23 protein-coding genes and 1 other RNA gene are annotated in these 21,083 nt (G+C 65.5%); 7 read left to right on the plus strand and 17 right to left on the minus strand.

Features of this window, described 5'->3' with window-relative positions; all coding sequences use genetic code 11:
- Positions 1–100: 100 nt before the first annotated feature.
- The 3 genes from fabG to WP12_RS08880 all read right to left on the minus strand — a co-directional run bounded on the left by fabG (position 101) and on the right by WP12_RS08880 (position 2,617).
- Entirely contained in the window at positions 101–841 is a 741-nt protein-coding gene (fabG, locus tag WP12_RS08870) for a 3-oxoacyl-[acyl-carrier-protein] reductase (protein ID WP_046193349.1), read from the minus strand.
- Between the two features lie 105 nt (positions 842–946).
- The gene (gene fabD / locus WP12_RS08875) at positions 947–1,882 is read right to left on the minus strand and encodes an ACP S-malonyltransferase (protein ID WP_046193350.1); all 936 of its coding nucleotides are present in this window, start codon (positions 1,880–1,882) and stop codon (positions 947–949) included.
- A gap of 75 nt (positions 1,883–1,957) precedes the next feature.
- A complete protein-coding gene (locus WP12_RS08880; RefSeq protein ID WP_235399070.1) occupies positions 1,958–2,617 on the minus strand; it encodes a hypothetical protein in 660 nt (219 codons plus the stop codon).
- 256 nt (positions 2,618–2,873) lie between these two features.
- On the opposite strand from WP12_RS08880, the gene rpsF reads away from it, so the two are divergent.
- The 3 genes from rpsF to rplI are packed head-to-tail and all read left to right on the plus strand — an operon-like array spanning position 2,874 to position 4,174.
- Positions 2,874–3,305: a 30S ribosomal protein S6 gene (gene rpsF, locus WP12_RS08885; protein ID WP_046193379.1), complete on the plus strand. Its 432-nt coding sequence runs from the start codon at positions 2,874–2,876 to the stop codon at positions 3,303–3,305.
- A 14-nt stretch (positions 3,306–3,319) separates the two neighbouring features.
- Positions 3,320–3,544 (plus strand): 30S ribosomal protein S18, encoded by a 225-nt coding sequence (gene rpsR, locus WP12_RS08890; protein WP_046193352.1) that lies wholly within the window; start codon positions 3,320–3,322, stop codon positions 3,542–3,544.
- Between the two features lie 18 nt (positions 3,545–3,562).
- The gene (gene rplI / locus WP12_RS08895; RefSeq protein WP_046193353.1) at positions 3,563–4,174 is read left to right on the plus strand and encodes a 50S ribosomal protein L9; all 612 of its coding nucleotides are present in this window, start codon (positions 3,563–3,565) and stop codon (positions 4,172–4,174) included.
- Positions 4,175–4,272: 98 nt separating this feature from the next.
- Here the strand turns inward: rplI and WP12_RS08900 are convergent, their stop codons facing one another.
- A complete protein-coding gene (locus WP12_RS08900; RefSeq protein WP_046193354.1) occupies positions 4,273–4,716 on the minus strand; it encodes a globin domain-containing protein in 444 nt (147 codons plus the stop codon).
- A gap of 94 nt (positions 4,717–4,810) precedes the next feature.
- Between WP12_RS08900 and WP12_RS08905 the strand changes: the two genes are divergently transcribed.
- The gene (locus WP12_RS08905; RefSeq protein ID WP_046193355.1) at positions 4,811–5,236 is read left to right on the plus strand and encodes an Rrf2 family transcriptional regulator; all 426 of its coding nucleotides are present in this window, start codon (positions 4,811–4,813) and stop codon (positions 5,234–5,236) included.
- A 4-nt stretch (positions 5,237–5,240) separates the two neighbouring features.
- Here the strand turns inward: WP12_RS08905 and thiD are convergent, their stop codons facing one another.
- The 5 genes from thiD to WP12_RS08930 form a co-directional block, all read right to left on the minus strand.
- The gene (thiD, locus tag WP12_RS08910; protein ID WP_046193356.1) at positions 5,241–6,035 is read right to left on the minus strand and encodes a bifunctional hydroxymethylpyrimidine kinase/phosphomethylpyrimidine kinase; all 795 of its coding nucleotides are present in this window, start codon (positions 6,033–6,035) and stop codon (positions 5,241–5,243) included.
- A 10-nt stretch (positions 6,036–6,045) separates the two neighbouring features.
- Entirely contained in the window at positions 6,046–7,383 is a 1,338-nt protein-coding gene (gene glmM / locus WP12_RS08915) for a phosphoglucosamine mutase (protein ID WP_046193357.1), read from the minus strand.
- Between the two features lie 192 nt (positions 7,384–7,575).
- Positions 7,576–8,874, minus strand: coding sequence for an amidohydrolase family protein (locus WP12_RS08920; RefSeq protein WP_046193358.1), 1,299 nt, complete (start codon positions 8,872–8,874; stop codon positions 7,576–7,578).
- Positions 8,871–10,286 (minus strand): amidohydrolase, encoded by a 1,416-nt coding sequence (locus tag WP12_RS08925; protein WP_046193359.1) that lies wholly within the window; start codon positions 10,284–10,286, stop codon positions 8,871–8,873. Before WP12_RS08925 ends, WP12_RS08920 begins: the two co-directional genes overlap by 4 nt.
- Entirely contained in the window at positions 10,276–12,057 is a 1,782-nt protein-coding gene (locus WP12_RS08930; RefSeq protein ID WP_046193360.1) for a peptide MFS transporter, read from the minus strand. The genes WP12_RS08925 and WP12_RS08930 overlap by 11 nt, the downstream gene beginning before the upstream one ends.
- A gap of 128 nt (positions 12,058–12,185) precedes the next feature.
- On the opposite strand from WP12_RS08930, the gene WP12_RS08935 reads away from it, so the two are divergent.
- Genes WP12_RS08935 through WP12_RS08945 form a run of 3 tightly spaced genes read left to right on the plus strand, consistent with a single transcriptional unit; the run spans position 12,186 to position 14,141 of the window.
- Positions 12,186–12,767, plus strand: coding sequence for a nitroreductase family protein (locus WP12_RS08935; RefSeq protein WP_046193361.1), 582 nt, complete (start codon positions 12,186–12,188; stop codon positions 12,765–12,767).
- A 42-nt stretch (positions 12,768–12,809) separates the two neighbouring features.
- A complete protein-coding gene (locus WP12_RS08940) occupies positions 12,810–13,157 on the plus strand; it encodes a GntR family transcriptional regulator (RefSeq protein ID WP_046193362.1) in 348 nt (115 codons plus the stop codon).
- Between the two features lie 39 nt (positions 13,158–13,196).
- On the plus strand, positions 13,197–14,141 hold the full coding sequence (locus WP12_RS08945) for an L-threonylcarbamoyladenylate synthase (RefSeq protein WP_046193380.1): 945 nt from the start codon (positions 13,197–13,199) through the stop codon (positions 14,139–14,141).
- Between the two features lies 1 nt (position 14,142).
- Here WP12_RS08945 and msrA read toward each other — a convergent pair whose 3' ends face one another.
- From msrA to WP12_RS08980, 8 genes are all read right to left on the minus strand, one after another.
- A complete protein-coding gene (msrA, locus tag WP12_RS08950) occupies positions 14,143–14,688 on the minus strand; it encodes a peptide-methionine (S)-S-oxide reductase MsrA (RefSeq protein ID WP_046193363.1) in 546 nt (181 codons plus the stop codon).
- A gap of 241 nt (positions 14,689–14,929) precedes the next feature.
- An RNA gene (gene rnpB, locus WP12_RS23415) (RNase P RNA component class A) lies at positions 14,930–15,301 on the minus strand.
- 10 nt (positions 15,302–15,311) lie between these two features.
- Positions 15,312–16,028, minus strand: coding sequence for an N-acetylmuramoyl-L-alanine amidase (locus WP12_RS08955; RefSeq protein ID WP_046193364.1), 717 nt, complete (start codon positions 16,026–16,028; stop codon positions 15,312–15,314).
- Between the two features lie 40 nt (positions 16,029–16,068).
- On the minus strand, positions 16,069–16,914 hold the full coding sequence (locus tag WP12_RS08960) for a CheR family methyltransferase (RefSeq protein ID WP_046193365.1): 846 nt from the start codon (positions 16,912–16,914) through the stop codon (positions 16,069–16,071).
- A complete protein-coding gene (gene cheB / locus WP12_RS08965; protein WP_235399071.1) occupies positions 16,905–18,041 on the minus strand; it encodes a chemotaxis-specific protein-glutamate methyltransferase CheB in 1,137 nt (378 codons plus the stop codon). Before cheB ends, WP12_RS08960 begins: the two co-directional genes overlap by 10 nt.
- A gap of 9 nt (positions 18,042–18,050) precedes the next feature.
- Complete coding sequence (locus tag WP12_RS08970) at positions 18,051–18,422, minus strand: response regulator (protein WP_046193366.1); 372 nt, start codon at positions 18,420–18,422, stop codon at positions 18,051–18,053.
- 75 nt (positions 18,423–18,497) lie between these two features.
- Positions 18,498–18,935: a chemotaxis protein CheW gene (locus tag WP12_RS08975; protein WP_235399072.1), complete on the minus strand. Its 438-nt coding sequence runs from the start codon at positions 18,933–18,935 to the stop codon at positions 18,498–18,500.
- Positions 18,932–21,083: chemotaxis protein CheA (locus WP12_RS08980; RefSeq protein WP_046193368.1), on the minus strand; the 2,152-nt coding region annotated here is incomplete at its 5' end. The genes WP12_RS08975 and WP12_RS08980, both read right to left, overlap by 4 nt.

The following is a 21,083-nucleotide window of genomic DNA, read 5'->3' on the forward strand; positions in this document are numbered from 1 at the left end:
AAACCTTCCTTAGGGTCTCTTTCGCCTGCCCTAACGAGGGCCGGCAAGCCTTGCAAGCATGCTTTATAGCGGGCGTACTGAAGAAAGCTGGGAAGCCGCCTCAGATCATCGCCATGCCACCGTTCACATGCAACGTCTGACCGGTGACATAGGATGCCTCCGGGCTGGCCAGATAGACGACCGCTGCGGCGATGTCGCTGCCCTCGCCCAGCTTGCCGGCGGGAATCTTGACCATCAGCGCTTCCTTCTGCGCATCGGGCAATCCATCGGTCATCGCCGAGGATATGAAGCCCGGCGCCACGCAGTTGACGGTGATGTTCCGGCTCGCCAGCTCCTGCGCCAGCGCCTTGGACATTCCGACGAGACCAGCCTTCGACGCCGCGTAATTGGCCTGTCCCGGGTTGCCGGTGGTGCCGACGATCGACGTGATGGTGATGACGCGGCCGAAGCGCGCTTTCATCATCGGCTTGGTCGATGCGCGGATCAGGCGGAAGGCGGCCTCGAGGTTGACCGAGATCACCTGATCCCATTCCTCGTCCTTCATCCGCATGATCAGATTGTCGCGAGTGACGCCGGCGTTATTGACGAGGATATCGAGCTTGCCGCCGAGCGCCTCGACCGCGCGCGGGATCAGCCCGTCGACCTCCGCCGCATCGCCCAGATTGCACGGCAGGATGACGACATCGCCACCGATCTCCGCCGCCACCGCCTTCAGCGCATCTTCGCGCGTGCCCGACAGCGCCACTTTGGCGCCCTGCGCGGCAAGCGCCTTTGCGATCGCCGAACCGATGCCGCCCGATGCGCCTGTGACCAGTGCGGTCATGCCTGAAAGATCGAACATGTTTCTTCCCTTCCCTCAAGCGTCATCCCAGCGAAGGCCGGGATCTCAGGCGGGGGTTCGCGCCCTTGCCCATGAGATGCCAGCCTTCGCTGACATGACGAATTGCTACAGCGTCGCCGCGATCGCCTCGATATCGTCCATGCTCACCACGCTGGTCGCGGTCGCCTTATCGGTGATGTCCTTGACCATCGGACCGACGACCTTGCCGCCGAATTCGACGAACTGCTCCACCCCGGCATCGGCCATCGCCGCGACGCTCTCGCGCCAGCGCACCGTGCCCGTCACCTGCTGGACAAGCAGCTTTACGATATCCTGCGGATCGGCAACCGCCGCCGCGGTTACATTGGCGTAAACCGGCACCAGCGGGCTCTGCACCGCGGTCTTGCCCAGTGCCTCGGCCATCGCCTCGGCGGCGGGCTGCATCAGCGAACAGTGGAACGGCGCGGAGACCGGCAGCAGCAACGCACGCTTCGCCCCCTTCGCCTTGGCGATCTCGATCGCGCGCTCGACGGCGCCCTTGTGACCCGAAACGACGACCTGGCGATTGCTGTTGTCGTTGGCGGCCTCGCAGACCTCGCCCTGGGCGGCCTCTTCGGCGACCGCGCGCGCGCCCTCGAAATCGAGGCCCAGAAACACTGCCATCGCCCCGACGCCGACCGGCACCGCCGCTTGCATCGACTGGCCGCGCAGCTTGAGCAGCCGCGCGGTGGTGGCAAGGTCGATCGCCTCGGCGGCGCACAGCGCGCTATATTCGCCCAGGCTGTGACCGGCGACGAACGCCGCCTTGTCGGCCAGGCTGATCCCGCCTTCCCTCTGGAGAACCCGCCAGGTTGCGATGGCATTCGCCATGATCGCCGGCTGGGCGTTTTCGGTGAGCATCAACTCGTCGGCCGGCCCCTCGACCATCAGCTTAAAGAGATTCTGGCCGAGCGCATCGTCGACCTCCTGAAACACTTCGCGCGCGATGGGGCTCGCGGCGGCCAGCGCCTGACCCATGCCGACGGCCTGGCTGCCCTGTCCGGGGAAGATGAATGCACGCATCGGGGGCTCCCTTGTTCTGGCGTGCGGCACTAGGAAAGCTTGGACGCAGTGGCAAGCGCAAAGCCTGCGGTTGGTTTATCGCTTCAGGCGACCGAACGGCAACAACTGTCGGGCCAGAGTCTGAACGGCCTTATGGTTGCCCGCCTTGAGCGGCGCGAGCATCGCCACGGCGCTACGCTGGAACACGCGATCGAGCGGCTGCGGCGTGGCGGCGGCGCTAGCCTTTTCGGCCAGCGCGCGTCCACGAGGATCGGCGGGATCGATCGATAGCCGCAGCAGCGCCGCGAGACCGGGATACATAGCGCGATTGCCACCCAGCGTAACGGCCCGGTCCATCATCGCGAGCCCGATCGCCTTCTTGGCGCCGATCGCCATACCCGCGACCAGCCCGCCGAGATCGATCACCGAATCTAGATGCCAGGTGCCGACCGCCGCCGCCGCATCGGGGTCGCGCGGGTCGGCCGCCGCCAGCGCCTCGAACTGCTTGCGCGCAGCCATCGCGTCGGCGCGGCTACGATCCAGCTTGGCGCGATAGCCGAGCGCCATCGCACGGACGAAGGTAGCGTCGCGATCACCCGCGTCGGCAGCAAGCTGGGCCACCGCGCCCCTCTCGGCCTCGGCAATCTGCGCGAGTGCGGTCGCCTTGTCGCGGGTCTGGAAGGCGGCTTCCGCAAGAATCTGCCGCGGCGTGGCGGCCTCCAGCGGCATCGCCAGCACCGACGATGCTGCGATCATTATCGGGAGACGATATCCCCAAGAGCGCATCAATGAAGCTTCATCATATGGTCCTACACCCGTTGCGGTTGCACAACCATCCCCACCGGGCCCGGTTCCCCCGCGCGGCCTTGCTTTCGACGCCATACTCCGCCATAGGCCGCCGCAGCCGGGGTGGAGACTCGTTCTCCGCCCTTGCTCATTTTGAAAGACAGCCGGAGGGGCGCCCGTGATTGGCACGGCGTCAGCGATCGGCCAAATGAAGGAAGACGCGAACATGGCTCTCTATGAGCATGTGTTTCTCGCGCGTCAGGACCTGGCGCAAGCGCAGGTCGACGCGTTGGCGGAAGCCGCCACCAAGATCGTCGAAGATGGCAAGGGCAAGGTCGTCAAGACCGAGACCTGGGGGCTTCGCAGCCTCGCCTATCGCATCGCGAAGAACCGCAAGGCGCATTATGTGATGCTCCAGATCGATGCCCCTGCGGGCGTCGTCGCGGAACTCGAGCGCCAGACGGCGATCAACGAAGACGTGATCCGCTATATGACCATTCGTTTCGACGAGCTCGAGCAGGGCCCGTCCGCAATGATGCGTCGTGGCGAGCGCAACGAGCGTGACGGCCGCCGTGACGGTCGTGGTGATCGGGGCGACCGTGGTGATCGTGGCGATCGGGGCGATCGCCCCCGCCGCGAAGACCGCGAATTCGCGTAAGGAGATAGAGACACATGGCACGCGCATTTTTCCGCCGCCGCAAGAGCTGCCCCTTCTCCGCGAAGGATGCTCCCCGGATCGATTTCAAGGACGTTCGTCTGCTGCAGGGCTTCGTGTCCGAACGTGGCAAGATCGTCCCTAGCCGCATCACTGCGGTTTCCGCCAAGAAGCAGCGCGAACTCGCCAAGGCGATCAAGCGCGCCCGTCACATCGGGCTGCTTCCGTACATCGTCAAGTAAGAAGGGAGGACCGCCAACATGGACGTGATCCTGCTCGAACGCGTTGAAAAGCTGGGCCAGATCGGCGACGTCGTCTCGGTCAAGGCCGGCTTCGCGCGCAACTATCTGCTGCCGCGCAAGAAGGCGCTCCGCGCCAACGAAGCCAATAAGAAGGTCTTCGAGGCAAACCGCGCCACGATCGAATCCGACAACGCCAACCGCCGCGTCAACGCGGAAAGCGAAGCCGGCAGCCTCGATGGCAAGTCGATCATCCTGATCCGTCAGGCGTCGAACACCGGCCAGCTTTACGGTTCGGTTTCGACCCGTGACGTCGCCGACGCACTCGCCGAGGACGGCATCAAGGTCGCCAAGTCGGCGATCGTTCTCAGCCGCCCGATCAAGACGATCGGCGTGCATGAGGTAAAGGTCGTCCTTCACGCCGAAGTCAGCCGCATCATCACCGTCAACGTCGCCCGCTCGCCCGAAGAGGCCGAGCTGCAGTCGCAGGGCGTCGATGTCATGGCCTCGATGTTCGAGCGTGACGAAGCCGGCTTCACCGAGGACTATGATCCCAACGCCGAACCCGGCGAGATCGCCACGGATCTGCTCGAAGAGCAGCCAGCCGGGGAAGCTTCGGCCGACGAGGCCTGAGGCTTTAGCCAGACCAGAAAAAAGGCCGTCCGGAGCGATCCGGGCGGCCTTTTTCTATTTGAGCCCTCTTCCCGCTGTCACGGGAAAGTGAAAAGCCGTTACGCCGCTGCCCGATACTTCGTCTGCTCGACGCCGATAAGGATGTCCGCGAGCATCCAATAGGCCTCGCCCCAGGCATTGAGCACTTCCTCGTTAACCGCGTCGCCCAGCACATCCTTTATCGCGGGTAGCAGCGCGGCGGCCACGGCGGGATAATGTTCGGGCTTCACGCCGGTCTCGACATGCCGCGCCGCCATCCGTTCGACCGCCTGGGAGAGCGCACCGAGATTGTCCACATTCTTCGCAAAGGCGAGGATCGCGCCGGCGAGCCGCTTGGGCTGCTCGCCCGATTCCTGTGCGGCCTGATCGAACAGCGCCTTGATCTCCGGATCGACGAACAGGCGCTCGTACATGCGGGTCGTAATCGCGACACCATGTTGCTGGAGCGCGGGCGCGGTCGACTTCACGATGGCGATGGTCTCGGGCGAAAGCTGCTTGGTCATGACGACTCCGTAGAAGATGCATTACAGATACATCTATATAGAGTCGTTTAAAGATGCAATTCGAATCCATCTTTAAATCGAGCTATCAGATGCCATGCGCCTTTCCCGCCATACCGATTATGCGCTGCGCACGCTGATCCATCTTGCGGCCCGCCCAGACCGGCTCGCGTCGATCGCCGAAATCGCGCGCGCCTATTCGATCTCCGAAAATCATCTGATGAAGGTGGTCCATATGCTGGGCCGCGCCGGCTTTATCCGGACGGTGCGGGGCCGCGGCGGCGGCATCGCGCTCGCCCGCGCGCCGGAAGAAATCGGCGTCGGCGCGGTCGTGCGCCATGGCGAGCCCGACCTAAACCTAGCCGATTGCGATGCCTGTGTGATCGCGCCCGCCTGTGGGCTCAACGGCGTGCTTGGTGAGGCGCTGGCGGCTTTCCTCGCGGTGCTCGATCGCTACACGCTGGCGGATATCAGCCGTCAGCGCGTCGATCTGGCCGCACTGCTGGGTTTCGAACCTGCCTGACGGTTCAGAGGGCGCGGTGCCCCATCGGACCATGCCCCTGTCCCAACCCCGGCGCGGCGAGCAACGCCGCACGGACGAAATCGCGGGCGCGACCGATCGCATCGGGTAACGACATGCCCTGGGCAAGGCCCGTCGCGATACCACTGGCGAGCGTGCAACCGGTACCATGATCGTGAATGGTGTCGATCCTGCCGCCTTCCCAGCTGACAGCCGCCTCGCCGCGCCGAAAGAGGGTGTCGCGCAATAACTGATCGGTCGAGGTAGCCCCAGTCGCCAATATGGCGCCATTGCCCGTGCCGGCGAGCAAGTGACTCGCCGCCGCCGCGATCTCCTCCTCGGTCGTCGGGGCCCCACCGCTCAATGCGCCAAGCTCATCCAAATTGGGGGTCGACACCGTCGCCCGCCGCAGCAGCCGTCCAAAGGCCGCGATCGTCGCGTCGTCGGCGAGGCGGCTACCGCTCGTCGCGATCATCACCGGATCGAAGACGACCGGCACCGCAGCGAGATCGGCGAGGGCGAGCCGGTCGGCCACCGCCTCGACGATCGCTGACGACCCGATCATGCCGATCTTGATCGCATCGACGCCGATGTCGGACACCACAGCATCGATCTGGGCGATCACCATTTCGGCTGGAATGGGGTGAACGCCGGTGACGCCCAGCGTGTTCTGCGCGGTGATCGCGGTGATCGCGGTCATCGCATGGCCGCCGAGCAATGTGACCGTCTTGATGTCGGCCTGAATGCCCGCGCCGCCGCCCGAGTCCGAGCCGGCGATGATCAGCACGCGCGCGATGGTCACGAAGCCTTCCTCACGCCGCCTTACGCACCGCCTCGCAAATCTGGTCGACCATCGATTCGACGAGCTTGCGGTCCTCGCCCTCGGCCATCACCCGGATCAGCGGTTCGGTTCCCGATTTGCGGATGACGAGCCGGCCCGTGCCGTCGAGCTTCTGCTCGGCATCGGCGATCGCCGCGATAACCTTGTCGTCCTTGAGCGGTTCGCCGCCTGTGAAACGGACATTTTTGAGCAGTTGCGGCAGCGGATCGAACAGGTGAAGCAGCTCATGCGCCGGCCGGCCCTTCTCGACCAGCTGGGCAAGCACCTGAAGCGCCGCGACGAGGCCGTCGCCGGTCGTCGCATGATCCGACATGACGATATGGCCCGATTGCTCGCCGCCGATATTATAGCCCTCGGCGCGCATCGCCTCGACCACATAGCGGTCGCCGACCTGGGTGCGGTGAAGGCCCAGCCCCTTATCCGCCAGGAAGCGCTCCAGCCCCAGATTGGACATCACGGTGGCGACGATACCGCCGCCCTTCAGCTCGCCGCGCTGGTGCGCGCCATGCGCCACCAGCGCCATCAGCTGATCGCCATCGACCACCTTGCCATTGTCGTCGACCACGATCAGCCGGTCGGCGTCGCCGTCGAGCGCGATGCCGATATCGGCGCGGGTCTCGCGGACCTTGTCCTGCAGCGCCTTGGTATCGGTCGAGCCGCATTTGTCGTTGATGTTGATGCCGTTCGGATTGACTCCGATGGTGATGATGTCGGCACCCAGCTCCCACAGCGCCGAAGGGGCGACCTCATAGGCCGCGCCATTGGCGCAATCGACCACCACGCGCAGGCCATCGAGGCGCAGATGCTCGGGGAAGCTCGACTTGACCGCATGGACATAGCGGCCCCGCGCATCCTCCACCCGGCGGGCGCGGCCGATATCCGCGGCAGGCGCGAGCTTGACTGGCTTGTCGAGCCGGGCCTCGATCGCCATTTCGTCATTGTCGGAGAGCTTGTAGCCGTCGGGCCCGAACAGCTTGATGCCGTTATCGGCGAACATATTGTGGCTGGCGGAGATCATCACGCCCAGGTCCGCGCGCATCGACCGTGTCAGCATCGCGACCGCCGGCGTGGGCATCGGCCCCATCAGCACGACATCCATCCCGACGCTGGTGAAACCCGCGACCAGCGCCGATTCCATCATATAGCCCGACAGGCGCGTATCCTTGCCGATGACGACCCGGTGGCGGTGATCGCCGCGCAGGAAATGCGCGCCCGCAGCCTGCCCCACCTTCATGGCTATTTCGGCGGTCATCGGGCTTTCGTTGGTCCGGCCCCTTATGCCGTCAGTCCCGAAATATTTACGCGCCATCAAAAAGCCCCCAACGAAATCGGATCGCTAGATGCGCCGATTTTCGCCGGGCCTCAAGCCCCGCCATCGCCGTCGCCCCGGCGGAGGCCGGGGCCGCCAGCGGCGAGGACGGTGTATCCTTCATGGCGGCCCCGGGCGATGCCCGTCCTCGGGCTGGCTAAGCCAGACCCGGGGGCCGGGGCTACGCGATCGTCAACGCTCATAGGCCTTGGGCAGCGCCTTCTCGACCGGATCGAGATAGCGATCACGCAGCTTGGTCTGACGGCTCGTCATCGGCTGGGAAACACCATCGATGAAAATCGCCTCCGGCGCCGATGCCAGTTCGAGGGGATCGCCGTCCCAGATCACGACATCGGCGCGGCGGCCAGGCCGCAACGACCCGAGTTCGCCATCCATGCCGATCGCGGCGGCCGGCTTCGACGTGATCGTCGCAAAGGCCGCGCCCCAGTCGAGCCCCTGCGCACCCGGCACCTTCGTCAGCGCGACGAGGTTGCCGGCATATTGCGCGAGGTAGGACTCATAAGGTCCTTCCGAGATATCGGCATTGGAGATCGCTACCGTGACACCCGCGCGGGTCAGTCGCCCGACATTCGACTGGGTGGCGGCGAGCATCTCGAACTTCTCGGGCAGATCGACCAGCGCCGCGGCAATCACCGGCACGCGCGCGGCGGCGATCTGGTCGGCGATCATCCAGCCCTCGGTCGCGCCGACCAGCACGAGCTTCAGCGCCGGATATTGCGCCTTGAGCGCGAGAACCGCCTTAATGTCGGTGACGCGCTCGACATGCGCGAGCAACGGGATCGCGCCGCGGATCACCGGGGCCAACGCCTCGGCATCCTGGCGGGTGATCAGCGAATCCTTGCCCGCGATCTCGATCGCCGCCGGGTTGGCCGCCGCCGCCAGCGCCGTGCGCAGCAGGACATGCGCCGCCGGGCGGCTGCCGCCCCCCGGCCCCGCCCCGTCCTCGCCCAGTTCGACGAACTGGAAGGCGCGCGGGCGCGTTACCGGATCATAGTCCGCCCCCAGGTCGATCACCGCGCCCTGCCCCGCGAACATCGTGTTGCCGGTTCCGGGCATCACGAAGGCGCGGGTGACGCCGGCCGAGCGTTCGGTGGCGATGCGCTGGCCGGTCGGGTTGATCGCGGGCGCGATATCGATCGCCGCCGAGAAAGGCGACTTGTCGGCCGAAGCATCGTTGGTTTCCGACAGGCCATAGCCATCGAGGATACCCAGCGTGCTGACCGCCGCGATGATGCCGGGCGAAACCCATTTGCCGCTGGCATCGATCACTTTCGCGCCAGCCGGAACCGCGACGCCCGCGCCCGCGCCGACGACGCGGCCGTTGGCGATGACGACGGTGCCGCCCCGGATCGGCGCGGAGCCATCGCCGATCGCGACCGTGCCGCCGGTGATGGCGATAGTCTCGGCCCAAAGAGGACTGGCGTGCGGAGCCACGATCAGAGCAGCGGCAGCCAGAAGGAGATGCTTCATTTCACATCTCCCTCACCGGGCTGGCCCAGCTCGAAGTCGCTGACCGGCCGGAGCCTCGGATTGTTGACGTCATAGAGCATCGCCCCATCGACCCAGACCTTTTCGGGCCGCGTGTAGACACTGAATGGATTGCCGTTCCACAGCACGACATCGCCCATCTTGCCGGGCCTCAGGCTGCCGGTCCGGTCGGCGATGCCCAGCGCGCGAGCCGGGTTGATCGCGAGCCAGGTCCAGGCGAGCTCGTCGGGGATGGCGATACCCGCGCGCCGCGCGGCAGCGACGCCCTTAGCCACTTCCTGGTTCAGCCGCTGGATGCCGTTCTGATCATCGGAATGGATCATCACGCAGGCGCCCGCCTGCTGGAGAATCGCAAGATTCTCGGGAATGCCGTCGTAGCTTTCCATCTTGAATCCATACCAATCGGCCCAGACCGCGGCGCAGGCGCCATTGGCCTTGAGCAGGTCGGCGATCTTGTAGGCCTCGACCGCGTGATGGAAGGCGGTGACGCGGTAACCGAACTCCTTCGCCATATCGAGGACGATCGCCATCTCGTCGGCGCGGTAGCAATGGTTGTGGACGAGGATGTCGCCGCTCAGCACGCCTGAGAGCGTCTCCATCGCGACATCGCGCGCGGGCGGCTCGCCGCCCTTTTCCTCATATTTGTCCCATTTGCGGCGATAATCGGCGGCCTTCATCCATGTCTGCCGATCCAGCGCGACGTTGCCCATGCGGGTCGATGGCTGGCGGTTCTTGCCGCCATAGACACGCTTCGGGTTTTCGCCGCAGGCCATCTTCAGCCCATAAGGCGCACCGGGAAATTTCATGCCCTGCACGGTGCGCGCATAAACATTCTTCAGCGTCACCGAACGGCCACCGAACAGATTGGCCGACCCCGGCAGGATCTGCAGCGTCGTCACGCCGCCATTGGCGAGCGCGCGGCTGAAGCCAGGATCCTGCGGCCAGACGCTATGTTCCGCCCAGACGTCCGCCGTGACGGGTGCGGTCGCCTCATTCCCGTCCGACAGCGACTTCACCTGGGGCGAGGGATAGTCGCCGAGATGGCTGTGCACGTCGATGACGCCGGGCGTCACCCATTTGCCTTTGCCGTCGATCAGCGCCGCGCCCTTCGGCACGGCAAGATCGGAGCCGCCGACGCCGACGATCTTGCCGTCGGCGAGCAGGACGGTCCCATTTTCGATCCGCCCGCCCTCGCCATCATAGACGGTCGCACCGACGATAGCGGTGCGCACGCCCGGATAGGTGCGGTAGGTCGAGGGATAGGGATCGCGGTCGAAGCCCTTGCCCTTGCCGGGGGCGGCGTTGTCCGCAGAGGCCGACTTGGGCGCGGCCCCGCCGGTGCAGGCGCTGAGAACCAGCGCCAGCGCGATGCTGAGCTTGAGCTTACTGGACACCGTGCATGAACCTCTTGATGAGCGGTGAAACGAACAACAGCACCACGGCGATACCGATCGAGATGAAGCCGATCGTCTCGAAGACGGCGGCATAGGTTTCCAGGCTGACCTTGAGGTTCGTCACCTGTCCGCCAACGGTCTCGACGCTGGCGAATTGCGCGACGACGCCGGCGACATATTGCGCGCAGCTGATCGACAGGAACCACAGGCCCATCATCAGGCCGACCACGCGCACGATCGACAGCTTCGTGATCATCGAGAGCCCGACCGGCGAGATGCACAGTTCGGCCATCGAATGGATCAGGTAGAGCAGCGCGAGCCACCAGAGCGCCACCTTGAAGTCCGGCCCGGCATAGGCCGTGCCCCACACCAGCGCCAGGAAGCCGAGGCCGACGCCCGCCAGTGCGATCGCGAACTTGATGGGAATAGAGGGCTCGATTCCCCGCCGACCCAGCGCGTTCCACATGATCGAGGTCAGCGGGGCCAGCACGACGATGAAGAAGGCGTTGAAGAACTGCGTCTGCCCCGCGCTCATCTTCCAGTCGCCGATGACCGTCAGGTCGGTATTGCGGTCGGCGAACAAGGTCAGCGAGGAGCCCGCCTGTTCGAACAGCGTCCAGAAGACGACGTTGAAGATGATCAGCACGATCGCCGCGACCATCATCTGGAACTCGACCTTGTTGCCCACCTTATAAGCCCAGATCGGGATGCCGATCACCGACAGCAGGAAGGTGAAGAACAGCACCTTGCCCATGATCGGCAGCGCCAGCAGATAGCCAACGATACCGCTCCCCGCGGCGGCGGGCGCGGAGGTCATCAGGTTCATGAACAGGAACCAGCCGACCGGGATCGCGGCGAGCGCACCGATATAGATCAGCAGTGAGCGGTCCTTCGTCTGGCCGGGGGGCGGATCGCCATAGCCTTCGAGCTTCTCGCCCGCGAACTGGATCAGCGCCCAGCTGATCATCATGCCGATCGCCGCGAGCCCGAAGCCAGCCCACCAGCCGAGCGCGACCGCCAGAAATGGGCAGAGTATCTGCGAAAAGAGCGAACCGAGGTTGATGCCCATGTAGAATATGGTGAAGCCGGCGTCGCGACGGCGATCGCCCTGTTCGTAGAGCGTGCCGACGATCGTCGAGATGTTCGGCTTGAAGAAGCCGTTGCCGATCGTGACCATCGCCAGCGCGACGAGCATCAGCCCGGTATAGAAATCGCTGCGGTCCGCGTCTGACGTGAAGCCGCCCTTGGGAATGTCACGCGCGACGGCGCCGTCGGGCGCGACGAGATGGACCGAGCCGTCCTCCTGCCCCTTGATCGCCAGCTTCTGCGCGCCATCGATGACATATTGCTGCTTGGCGTCATCGATCACGACTTCGTAGCGGGTGCCGTCGACCATCGCATAGGGCTTGGCGGTGGGACCGCCGAAGCAGAGCACCAGATAGCCGAGCGACATCAGGATCGCGCCGAACTTCACCGACTTCTTCGAACCCAGATAGCGGTCGGCAAGCAGGCCACCGATCAGCGGCGTGAGATAGACCAGCGCGGTGAATCCGCCATAGAGGCCGTTGGTGGTCTGGTCGCTGAACAGGAAATGCTGGGTCAGGTAGAGCGTCAGGAGCGCCCGCATCCCGTAATAGCCGAAGCGTTCCATCGCCTCGGTCGAGAAGAGCCGGGCCAGCTGCCGGGGATGTCCGAACCATGTGTCGCCATCGGATCGGCTGATATGGGGTGAACCGGGCTTGGTTGTCGCGTCAGCGTCGGGATTGACCATGAAGTTCTTTCTGTTCTGCGTTCTATGGCAGGCGGCGCTCCCCCAAGCGCCCGTGCCTTCATGGATGTAAAGAGTAGCGTCGAATCCGGCTCTGTGAAGCCGGTTATTGTTCGGCTAAGGAGCCGCCCATGTTCAACGATCTCTCCTCGACAGCTGCCCTGCTGGCCACCCGCCGTTCGGGCAAGCCGCGCGACATGATCGCGCCGGGCCCCGACGCCGCGCAACTGCGCCGGATATTGGAGGCCGCGATGCGTGTGCCCGATCATGGTAAGCTTGCGCCCTGGCGCTTCGTGATCATCGAAAACGACCGCCGCACAGCCTTCGCGGACCTGCTCAAGGACGCCTACCGCGCCGACAAGGCGGGTGCGGGCCGGCTCGAACTCGATGCGATGGATCAGTTCGCGCGGCAGGCGCCAATATTGGTCGCGGTGCTGTCCACCCCGGTCGAGAATAGTAAGATCCCCGTCTGGGAACAACAGCTGTCGGCGGGTGCGGCCTGCATGAACCTGCTGGTCGCGACCCATGCCGAAGGCTTCGTCGGCAGCTGGCTGACCGGCTGGCCGACCTATAACGCCGCGGTTCTGGCGTCGCTGGGCGGCGCGCCGCAGGACCGGATCGCCGGCTTTCTGTTCCTCGGTTCGCCGTCACGCGAACTCGAGGAGCGCCCGCGCCCGGCCTATGAAGCTGTCGTTTCGACGTGGAAAGGCTGATTGCCATTGACGCGCCATGCTGTGTTAGCACAGTGTGACGCCATGAGCAGCCAGGATCGCCCCGTCTATCTCCGCCTTCGCGACATCATCGCCGAATCGATTCTCGATGGCACCTATGGCGATGGCGACGCCCTGCCTTCGGTGCGCGCCTTCGCCGCGCAGCATGGCGCCAATCCGCTGACGGCGGCCAAGGCCTATCAGGGTTTTCAGGACGAAGGCTTCGTCTCGGTGAAGCGCGGCGTCGGTATGTTCGTCGCCGAGGGCGCCACTACCCGGTTGCGCCGCGACGCCCGCGAGAGTTTCCTGCGCGAGGAATGGCCGCGCGTTGTGCGCAGCATGCGCCGGCTGAAGATCGATCCGGCCGATCTGCTCGAGCGCGTCGACAGCTGATCCTTGCCCTTCGCCGCCGCGCGCTATAGCGGCGCGGACGTGACAGCCCCCCGTATCATTCCCGCCGACAAGGCCGGCATAGCCGAAGCCGCCGCACTGATCGTGCAGGGACAACCGGTCGGCGTGCCGAGCGAGACCGTCTATGGCCTCGCCGGGGACGCGACATCGGGCGATGCGGTCGCCGCGATCTATGCCGCCAAGGGGCGGCCCAGCTTCAATCCGCTGATCGTCCATGTCGTCGACCTTGCGATGGCGGAAAGCATCGCGCAGTTCTCCTCTATCGCGCGCCGCCTCGCCGACGCCTTCTGGCCGGGACCGCTGACGATGGTGCTGCCCCAGGCCGCCGATGCCCCGATCGCCAGCCTCGTGACGGCTGGATTGCCCACCGTCGCGGTGCGCATGCCATCACATCCAGTGATGCGCGCGCTGATCGACGCCACCGGACGCCCGCTTGCGGCGCCCTCCGCCAACGCCAGCGGCGCGATCAGCGCGACCCGCGCCGATCATGTCGCGCGTTCGCTCGATGGCCGGATCGCACTGGTGCTCGACGGTGGTCCGACCGAGGTAGGGATCGAATCGACGATCGTCGCGGTCGCCGACAACAGGCTTAGGCTATTGCGGCCGGGGAGCATCACGGTGGAGATGCTGGAAGCGGCAAGCGGACTGGCGGTCGATAGCACCGACAATGGGACGATCGAGGCCCCGGGGCAGATGCTCAGCCATTATGCGCCGTCCAAGCCGGTTCGGCTCGATGCCGGAAACGCCGCGCCCGGCGAATTCCTCATCGGCTTCGGCACGGTCGAGGGCGAAGCGAACCTGTCCCCGTCCGGCGCCCTTACCGAGGCCGCGGCCCGCCTGTTTGATATCCTCCACCAGGCGGATCAATCGGAGGCATCGGCCATCGCGATCGCGCGGATTCCCGATACGGGCCTGGGCCTCGCGATCAACGACCGGTTGAAACGGGCGGCAGCGCCGCGCCCATAGCTCAGGCCTTGGCGCTGTCTTTCAGGCGCGCCGTATAGCTCTTGCGAAACTTCGCCAGCTTCGGCGCGACGACCATCACGCAATAACCGTTGTTCGCGCCCTCCTTGGCGAAATATTCCTGATGATAATCCTCGGCCTCATACCACGGGGCGTCGGGCTCGATCGTGGTGACGATCTTCTGCGGCCAGTCGGCCTGGGCACGCCCGATCGCGGCCTGCGCCTCGGCCTCCTGCTCGGGCGAATGCGGGAAGATTGCCGAGCGATATTGCGTGCCCACATCATTACCCTGGCGGTTAAGCTGGCTCGGATCATGAACGTGGAAGAAGATGTCGAGCAGCTCGCCATAGCTGATCACGTCGGGATCGAAGGTGATGCGGATCGCCTCGGCATGGCCGGTATCGCCATTGCATATCTGCTTATAGGTCGGGTTTGCGACATGCCCGCCAATATAGCCGCTCTCGACCGTACTCACCCCGATCACATCGTCGAACACCGCCTCGACGCACCAGAAGCAGCCACCGGCCAGCGTCGCGATTTCCTTAGCCATTACGTCCTCCGAACTCAGACCCCGAAGATAGGAGACCGGAACGGGGATGCAATGGAGAGAAACTTACGTGTCCTATAGATGTCCGCGCGGACCAGCCCGGATACTGCGCTGCGCGCGCTTGCGAGCGCGGGCCCCGGTCGATTCCACGTTACGGAAACCACGATGCCTTCGAACGGGTTTCGGCTTGGCGAGATAAACCGCGTCCGGCGGCGCTACTCAAATCAACAATTGTAACGCGAAAAATGCCAGAGGGTCTGTAAGCCGGGTTCTGTCCACCAGTTTGCACTGGATGGGCGATCATTCCTCTAGGACCGGACTTGCGCCCGGCCTCCAGCAATCAACCCGGACGACCGGGCGGAGTAGCCCATGCGCCGTCCCTATTCGATCTTGCTCCCGGTGGGGTTTACCATGCCGTTCCCGTTACCGGGACCGCGGTGCGCTCTTACCGCACCCTTTCGGCCTTGCCCGGAACCCGTGAGGGTCCGCCGGGCGGTCTGCTTTCTGTGGCACTGTCCCTGGGGTCGCCCCCGCCGGGCGTTACCCGGCACCGTTACTCCTTGGAGCCCGGACTTTCCTCCCCGCATCGCTGCGCGGCGATCGCCCGACCCTCTGGCGTGGCCCTGTTAGGCCGGATCGTGGCGGGGCTCAAGCAATCCGTCACCCTCGCGGTGGAGCAGCAGGCGCAGGAGAATTCCCCGCGTTTCGCCGTCTGCGATGCCGTCGATCGTCTCGGGCCGGAAGCGGCGCTGGAAGGCCGTGACGGCAGCCGGGCCATCGCTGACGTCATAGCCGAAGCGTTCGAGCGCGAGCAGGAAGCCGCCTGGCGTCCAGTGCGGGTCCTGCAATCCATGGCGTGGCCGCTTGAGCGCGAGGCCCAGCTTGCCGAGCAGCGGCCAGTCGAACAGCTCACCCGGATCCTGCTTGCGCGCCGGGGCGACATCCGAATGGCCGACGACGTTCGTCGGCTCGATGGCATGGCGCTGCACGATGTCCGCGATCAGCGGCACCAGCGCGTCCATTTGCGCCTTGGGAAAGGGACGATAGCCCAGCTCGTGACCCGGATTGACGATCTCGATCCCGATGCTCGCCGAATTGACGTCGGCGATGCCGCGCCAGCGCGACTTGCCGGCATGCCAGGCGCGCCGTTCCTCGGGCACCAGACGCATGACCTGTCCGTCCTCCGCGACCAGATAATGACTGGAAACCTTCGCTTCGGCATCGGTCAGCCGCGCGATCGCCGAAGCCGCATCCTGCATACCGGTATAATGGAGCACCAGCATCGAGATCGGCAGGACGCGTTCATCATGGTTGGGAGACAGGCAGTCGATGATCTCGCTCATCCCCCACCATTAGCCCTGCCGGCACGCCGGGCGCAACGCGTCAGGCTGCGTTCGACAATCCCGTATAGGCGGCGGCGCGATAGACTGTCTGCGCCACCGGATCGCTGATGAAGCGGGTCGAGTTGCCGAGCGCGGTTTCGCCCGCGCCGAGCAGCAGCGCCCCATCGGATGCGAGCGCCAGCGAAAGCCCCTCGAGAAGCTGATGCCGCCGCTCTGGCGAGAAATAGAGTAGCGCGTTGCGGCAGAGGATCAGGTCGAAGCGCCCACCGGCAGGTGGCGGCCCGAGCAGATTGTGGCGCGTGAAGGTGACGACCGACGTCAATGCGGGCTTCGCGCGCCACCCCTGATCGAGGACCGGATCGAACCAGGCGATGAGCTGGCGAATCGGCAGGCCGCGTTGCACCTCGAACTGCGTATAGAGTCCGCCGCGCGCCTGCTGGACTGCCGAGCGCGAGATGTCGCTACCCAATATCTCGATCTTCCAGCCGTTCCAGCGATCACCCTGCTCGGCGAAGAGCATCGCCAGCGAATAGGCTTCCTGGCCGGTCGAACAGGCCGCGGACCAGACACGGATGCGCTTCTCGCGCTGCCGGTTGGCGGCGATCTGCGGCAGGATCTGGTCTGCGATGTGGGAGAACACCACCGCATCGCGGAAGAAGCTGGTCTCGTTGTTGAGCAGCGCGTCGATCATGTCGAGCGACAGCTCGGGATCGGAGGAGCGTTCGAGAGTCAGCGCGAGCCGATCGAAACTGTCGATGCCCCGCGCCCGGCAGAAAGGGCTGAGCGTGGTTCCAATCCGCCAGAAGCGATCCTGCGACAACAGCTGGCCTGTGGCCTTCTCGAAGAGGCTCGCTATGATCAGGGCCGCGCGGGGACTTACTTCCACGCAGCACCGAACGCCCGGTTGCAGACATGCCGGGCGAGGTCCTCGGGCGGCATCACCATCGAGGCGAACCCCGCCTGCGCGACCGAACCCGGCATTCCCCAGACTACCGACGTTCCGGAATCCTGGGCCAGTATCTCGCCCCCGCAGCGGACAATCGCCTCCGCGCCTATGGTGCCGTCGCGGCCCATGCCGGTCAGCACGACCCCGACGCCTTCGGCGCCGTAGACCTCCGCCACCGCTTCGAACATCGGATCGACCGAGGGCATGCAGCGGCTGGGCGCGGGTGTGGAATCGATCCGGACTACGACGCGTGATCCATTGCGGACGAGGCGGATATGCCCCTCGCCCGGAGCCACCAGCATCTCGCCCGGGACCAGCGGCGTGCCCTCGGCGGCAACCGAAGTCGGGCGGCCGGCAATGTCGCGCAGCTGCGCGGCGAAATAGGGCATGAAGGGCGGCGGCAGATGCTGGGTGATGAGGATCGGCGCCTTGAACGCGGGCGACAGCCGCCGCAGGAAGGCCGACAGCGCGTGCAGTCCGCCGGTCGACGCGCCGATTGCGAGGCAGGAAATCTTTCCGCTGTGCGCCGCGCGCAAAGCAACGATCGGCGTGGGCGCGACCGGACGGGGCGCGGCATCGCGCGCCCTTCCTTCGTTACGTTCATGAATATGGTTGGCGTGGCCGATGCGCAGCAGCGCATCGACGAACTTATGCGCGAACTCGCCCGCGAAATTGCCGGCGGTGGGCTTCAGAAGCGTGTCGGCGGCGCCCAAGGTCAGCGCCCGAACGGTCGCCGACGCGCCCGCTTCCGCGGCCGAGGATACGATCAGCACGCGCGCGCCGTGGCTTGCTTCGAGGATTTCGGGGAGTGCGGTCAGCCCATCCTTGCCGGGCATCTCGACATCGAGCACGACGATATCGATGTCATGGGTGGCCAGGAAGACGATCGCCTGATCGGCGGTGGGTGCGGCGCCCGCAATCTCGAACTCGGGACGGTTGTCCAACAGGCGCGCCAGAACGGTACGGGCGACGAGCGAGTCGTCGACCAGCAGCACGCGGATCGGGCGGACCGTTGGCCGTCCGCTATCCGTCGTTCCTAGTCTGACGTTGCCCCGTTGGGCCGCCACCGACATGGCTCAGGCGACGCCAACGAGCTGCAATTTGCTTTCGAGCGTCTCGCGATCGAAAGGCTTCATCATATATTCGTCGGCGCCCGCGTCGATCGCGGCGCGGATATGCGCAATGTCGTTCTCGGTGGTGCAGAACACCACCTTGGGGCGGCTGGACAGGCCCGACGCGCCCAGCGAGCGCAGGAACTCCATCCCCGTCATCACCGGCATGTTCCAATCGAGCAGGATCACGTCAGGCAACGCTTGCCCCATCGTGCAGCGATCCAGCGCCTCGCGGCCGTCACCCGCCTCCTCGACGTTGAAATGCAGAGCTTCCAATATGTGACGAGCGACCTTTCGGATCACTTTGGAATCGTCAACCACCAGGCAGGTCTTCATCACGATCTTCCGTCTTGAGTGCGTATTGGCGCACCATGATTAAGCGATATCGGTAAGCGCCCCGTTAACGGGGGGTCAGGCGGCCAGATCAAGCGGCCCGGCAATCATCGCCGGCACGTCGATCAGCAGCAGCGGCTGCCCCTCATGCTCGAGAACACCGGTCGAAAAACGGACCCAGCCCGGCGACAGCAGCGCGCGCGGCTGGGCCGGAGCCGCCTCGATCGCCACGACATCGTCGACATTGTCGACGAGCAGGCCATAGAGATGCCCGTCGACGGTAACGATCACCGCCTGCTTCTCCCCCGCGGCGCTACGCCCTTCGCCCAGCGCCGCGATCGTATCGATCACCGTCAGCACCCGGCTGCGCAGCGCGAACAGGCCGAAGACGTGCGGCGGCGCGCAAGGCACCGGCGCGATATCCTCCACCTCGACGACCGACTCGACATAGCAAGCCGGGAGTGCGGCGCGCTGGCCGGCGACTTCGACTATGAGATAAAGATCCTGCATCATCATGCGCCCCGCTTGCTCCAGTGCCTGCGCAGCTCGGCGGTGAGGCCGGCGCGATCATATCGCCAGAAGCTGTCCGGCGACGCGCCGCGCTCCTCGGCTGTAGGACGCAGCCGGACCAGCGCGCCGGCCTCGACCCGCTCCACCGGCGATCCGTCGGACACGATAACCAGATCCGCGGCAACGGGCTGATCGCCCTGCTGGAAAATTACGCTGTAACCAGCGCCTTCGACCAGCGGCGCCAGCACCTGACGGGTCCAGGGATCGTCATCGGACAACAAACAGACCGGGCGTTCGGCGGGCGCCGGATCGGCGCCCAGCCCCTGCGCGAACAGCCAGAAAGCATCTATGAACTCGACTGGACGTTCATCGACCAGCATCACTCCGGCCACCGGCCCCGGCACGCTGTTGCGTTGCAGGTCGATCGTCACTGGGACGATATCGATCACGCTATCGATCGCGTAGGCCAGCTCTTCCTTGCCGTCATGCATGCGCAGCACGCGAACCTTCATGTCGGTGATCGGCGCGCCGCACGACACCAGCGGCACGAGACGGCCGTCGATGTTCAACCGCGCACGGCCCGCGCTCTTGCCGATCGACGACGAGAAGCAATCCTCGATCCGCTCGACCAGCGCGAGCGGAATACCGCGCTCGATCCCGTCGAGGTCGCGGAACAGCAATACGGGAACCGCGCCGGCTTCCTCCATCTCATCCTCGACGTCGTCTGCAACCGCATCGACCGCATTCTTTTCCTCGCGGCGGACGCCCGCCTTCTCGGCGACGCCCGCGACGTCGAGCAGCAACATCGGCCGGCTATTATCGGGCAGGGTCGTGCCGCCATAGATGCCGCAGGCCATGACGACCGGTGCGGCGGGCTTCACGACAAGCTCCTCATGATCGTGCACCGCTTCGACCGCGAGCGCATAGCGCGCGCCGCCCGACAGCTTGAGCACGACGAGATTGGCAGGCTCGCATGTCCCGGTGAGTCCGATGACATCGCCGAGCGAGACGACCGGCAGGCGGGTCCCGCGGATGAAGACAATATCGGCGCCGCCGAGCGTGCCCATCTTCACCGCATCGCCGCCGATGCGGACGATCTCGTCGATCGCCGAACGCGGGATCGCGAAATGCTGGCCGCCGCTGCTGATCGTCAGCGCGGGAATGATGGTGAGGGTCAGCGGCACGCGCAGCGTCAGGCGCAGTCCCTTCCCCGGACGACTGTCGATATCGACCAGGCCGCCGATCCGTTCGACATTGGCGCGGACGACATCCATGCCGACGCCCCGGCCCGAAATCGCGGTGACTTCCTGCGCGGTCGACAAGCCTGGCTCGAAGATCAGTTCGAGTTTGCGGTCCCAGTTGAGCGTCGCGGCGCGCTCCTGGCTGATGACGCCATTGGACACCGCCTTCTGGACCAGGTTGTCGGCGTCGATGCCGCGGCCGTCGTCGATGATCTCGATCAGGATCTGGTTGCCGACCTGCCGTGCGCTGACATGGAGACGGCCCGCCATCGGCTTGCCGGCCAGGATGCGCGCCTCGGGGCGCTCGATGCCATGGTCGATCGCGTTGCGGACGATATGCGTCAGCGGATCGCGGATCATTTCGATCATCTCACGATCGAGTTCGACGTCGCCGCCATCGATCTCCAGCTGAACCTGCTTGCCGAGTTCGGCGGAGACGTCCCGCACCATGCGGGGCAAGGCGGTGAAAAGATGTTCGACACGCGCCATGCGGGTGCGAGTGATCGCGTCGCGCATTTCGGCGATGCACAAGGACAGCCGTTCGAACGCGACTTCGGCGGTGGACTCGGTGCCGCTCTCCCGCAGGCGGCGGGCAAGCTCGTTGCGCGCCAGGACCATATCCGACACGCCCGCCATCATCCGGTCGAGCAGGTCGACAGGCAGACGGATGGTCCGCGACACCGCACGCGGCGTGGCCGCTGCGGTGGCGGTAGCGGGGGTGGCGGGGGCCGCGGCGCCGGGCGTCGCGCTGCTCGCCAAAAGGGGTTCTACCGCCAGCGAGAGCTCGGTTACCGCCACGGACCCCGCCACCCGCTCCCGCCATTCGGCCTTGGGCCGGGGCGCGGCGACCAGCAGACGGGCGTCGGCGGCGGGAACGTCGCGGCCAGTGTCGATCGCGGCGGTCGCCCCGGAG

This window comes from Sphingomonas sp. SRS2 (assembly GCF_000971055.1).
GTDB lineage: Bacteria > Pseudomonadota > Alphaproteobacteria > Sphingomonadales > Sphingomonadaceae > Rhizorhabdus.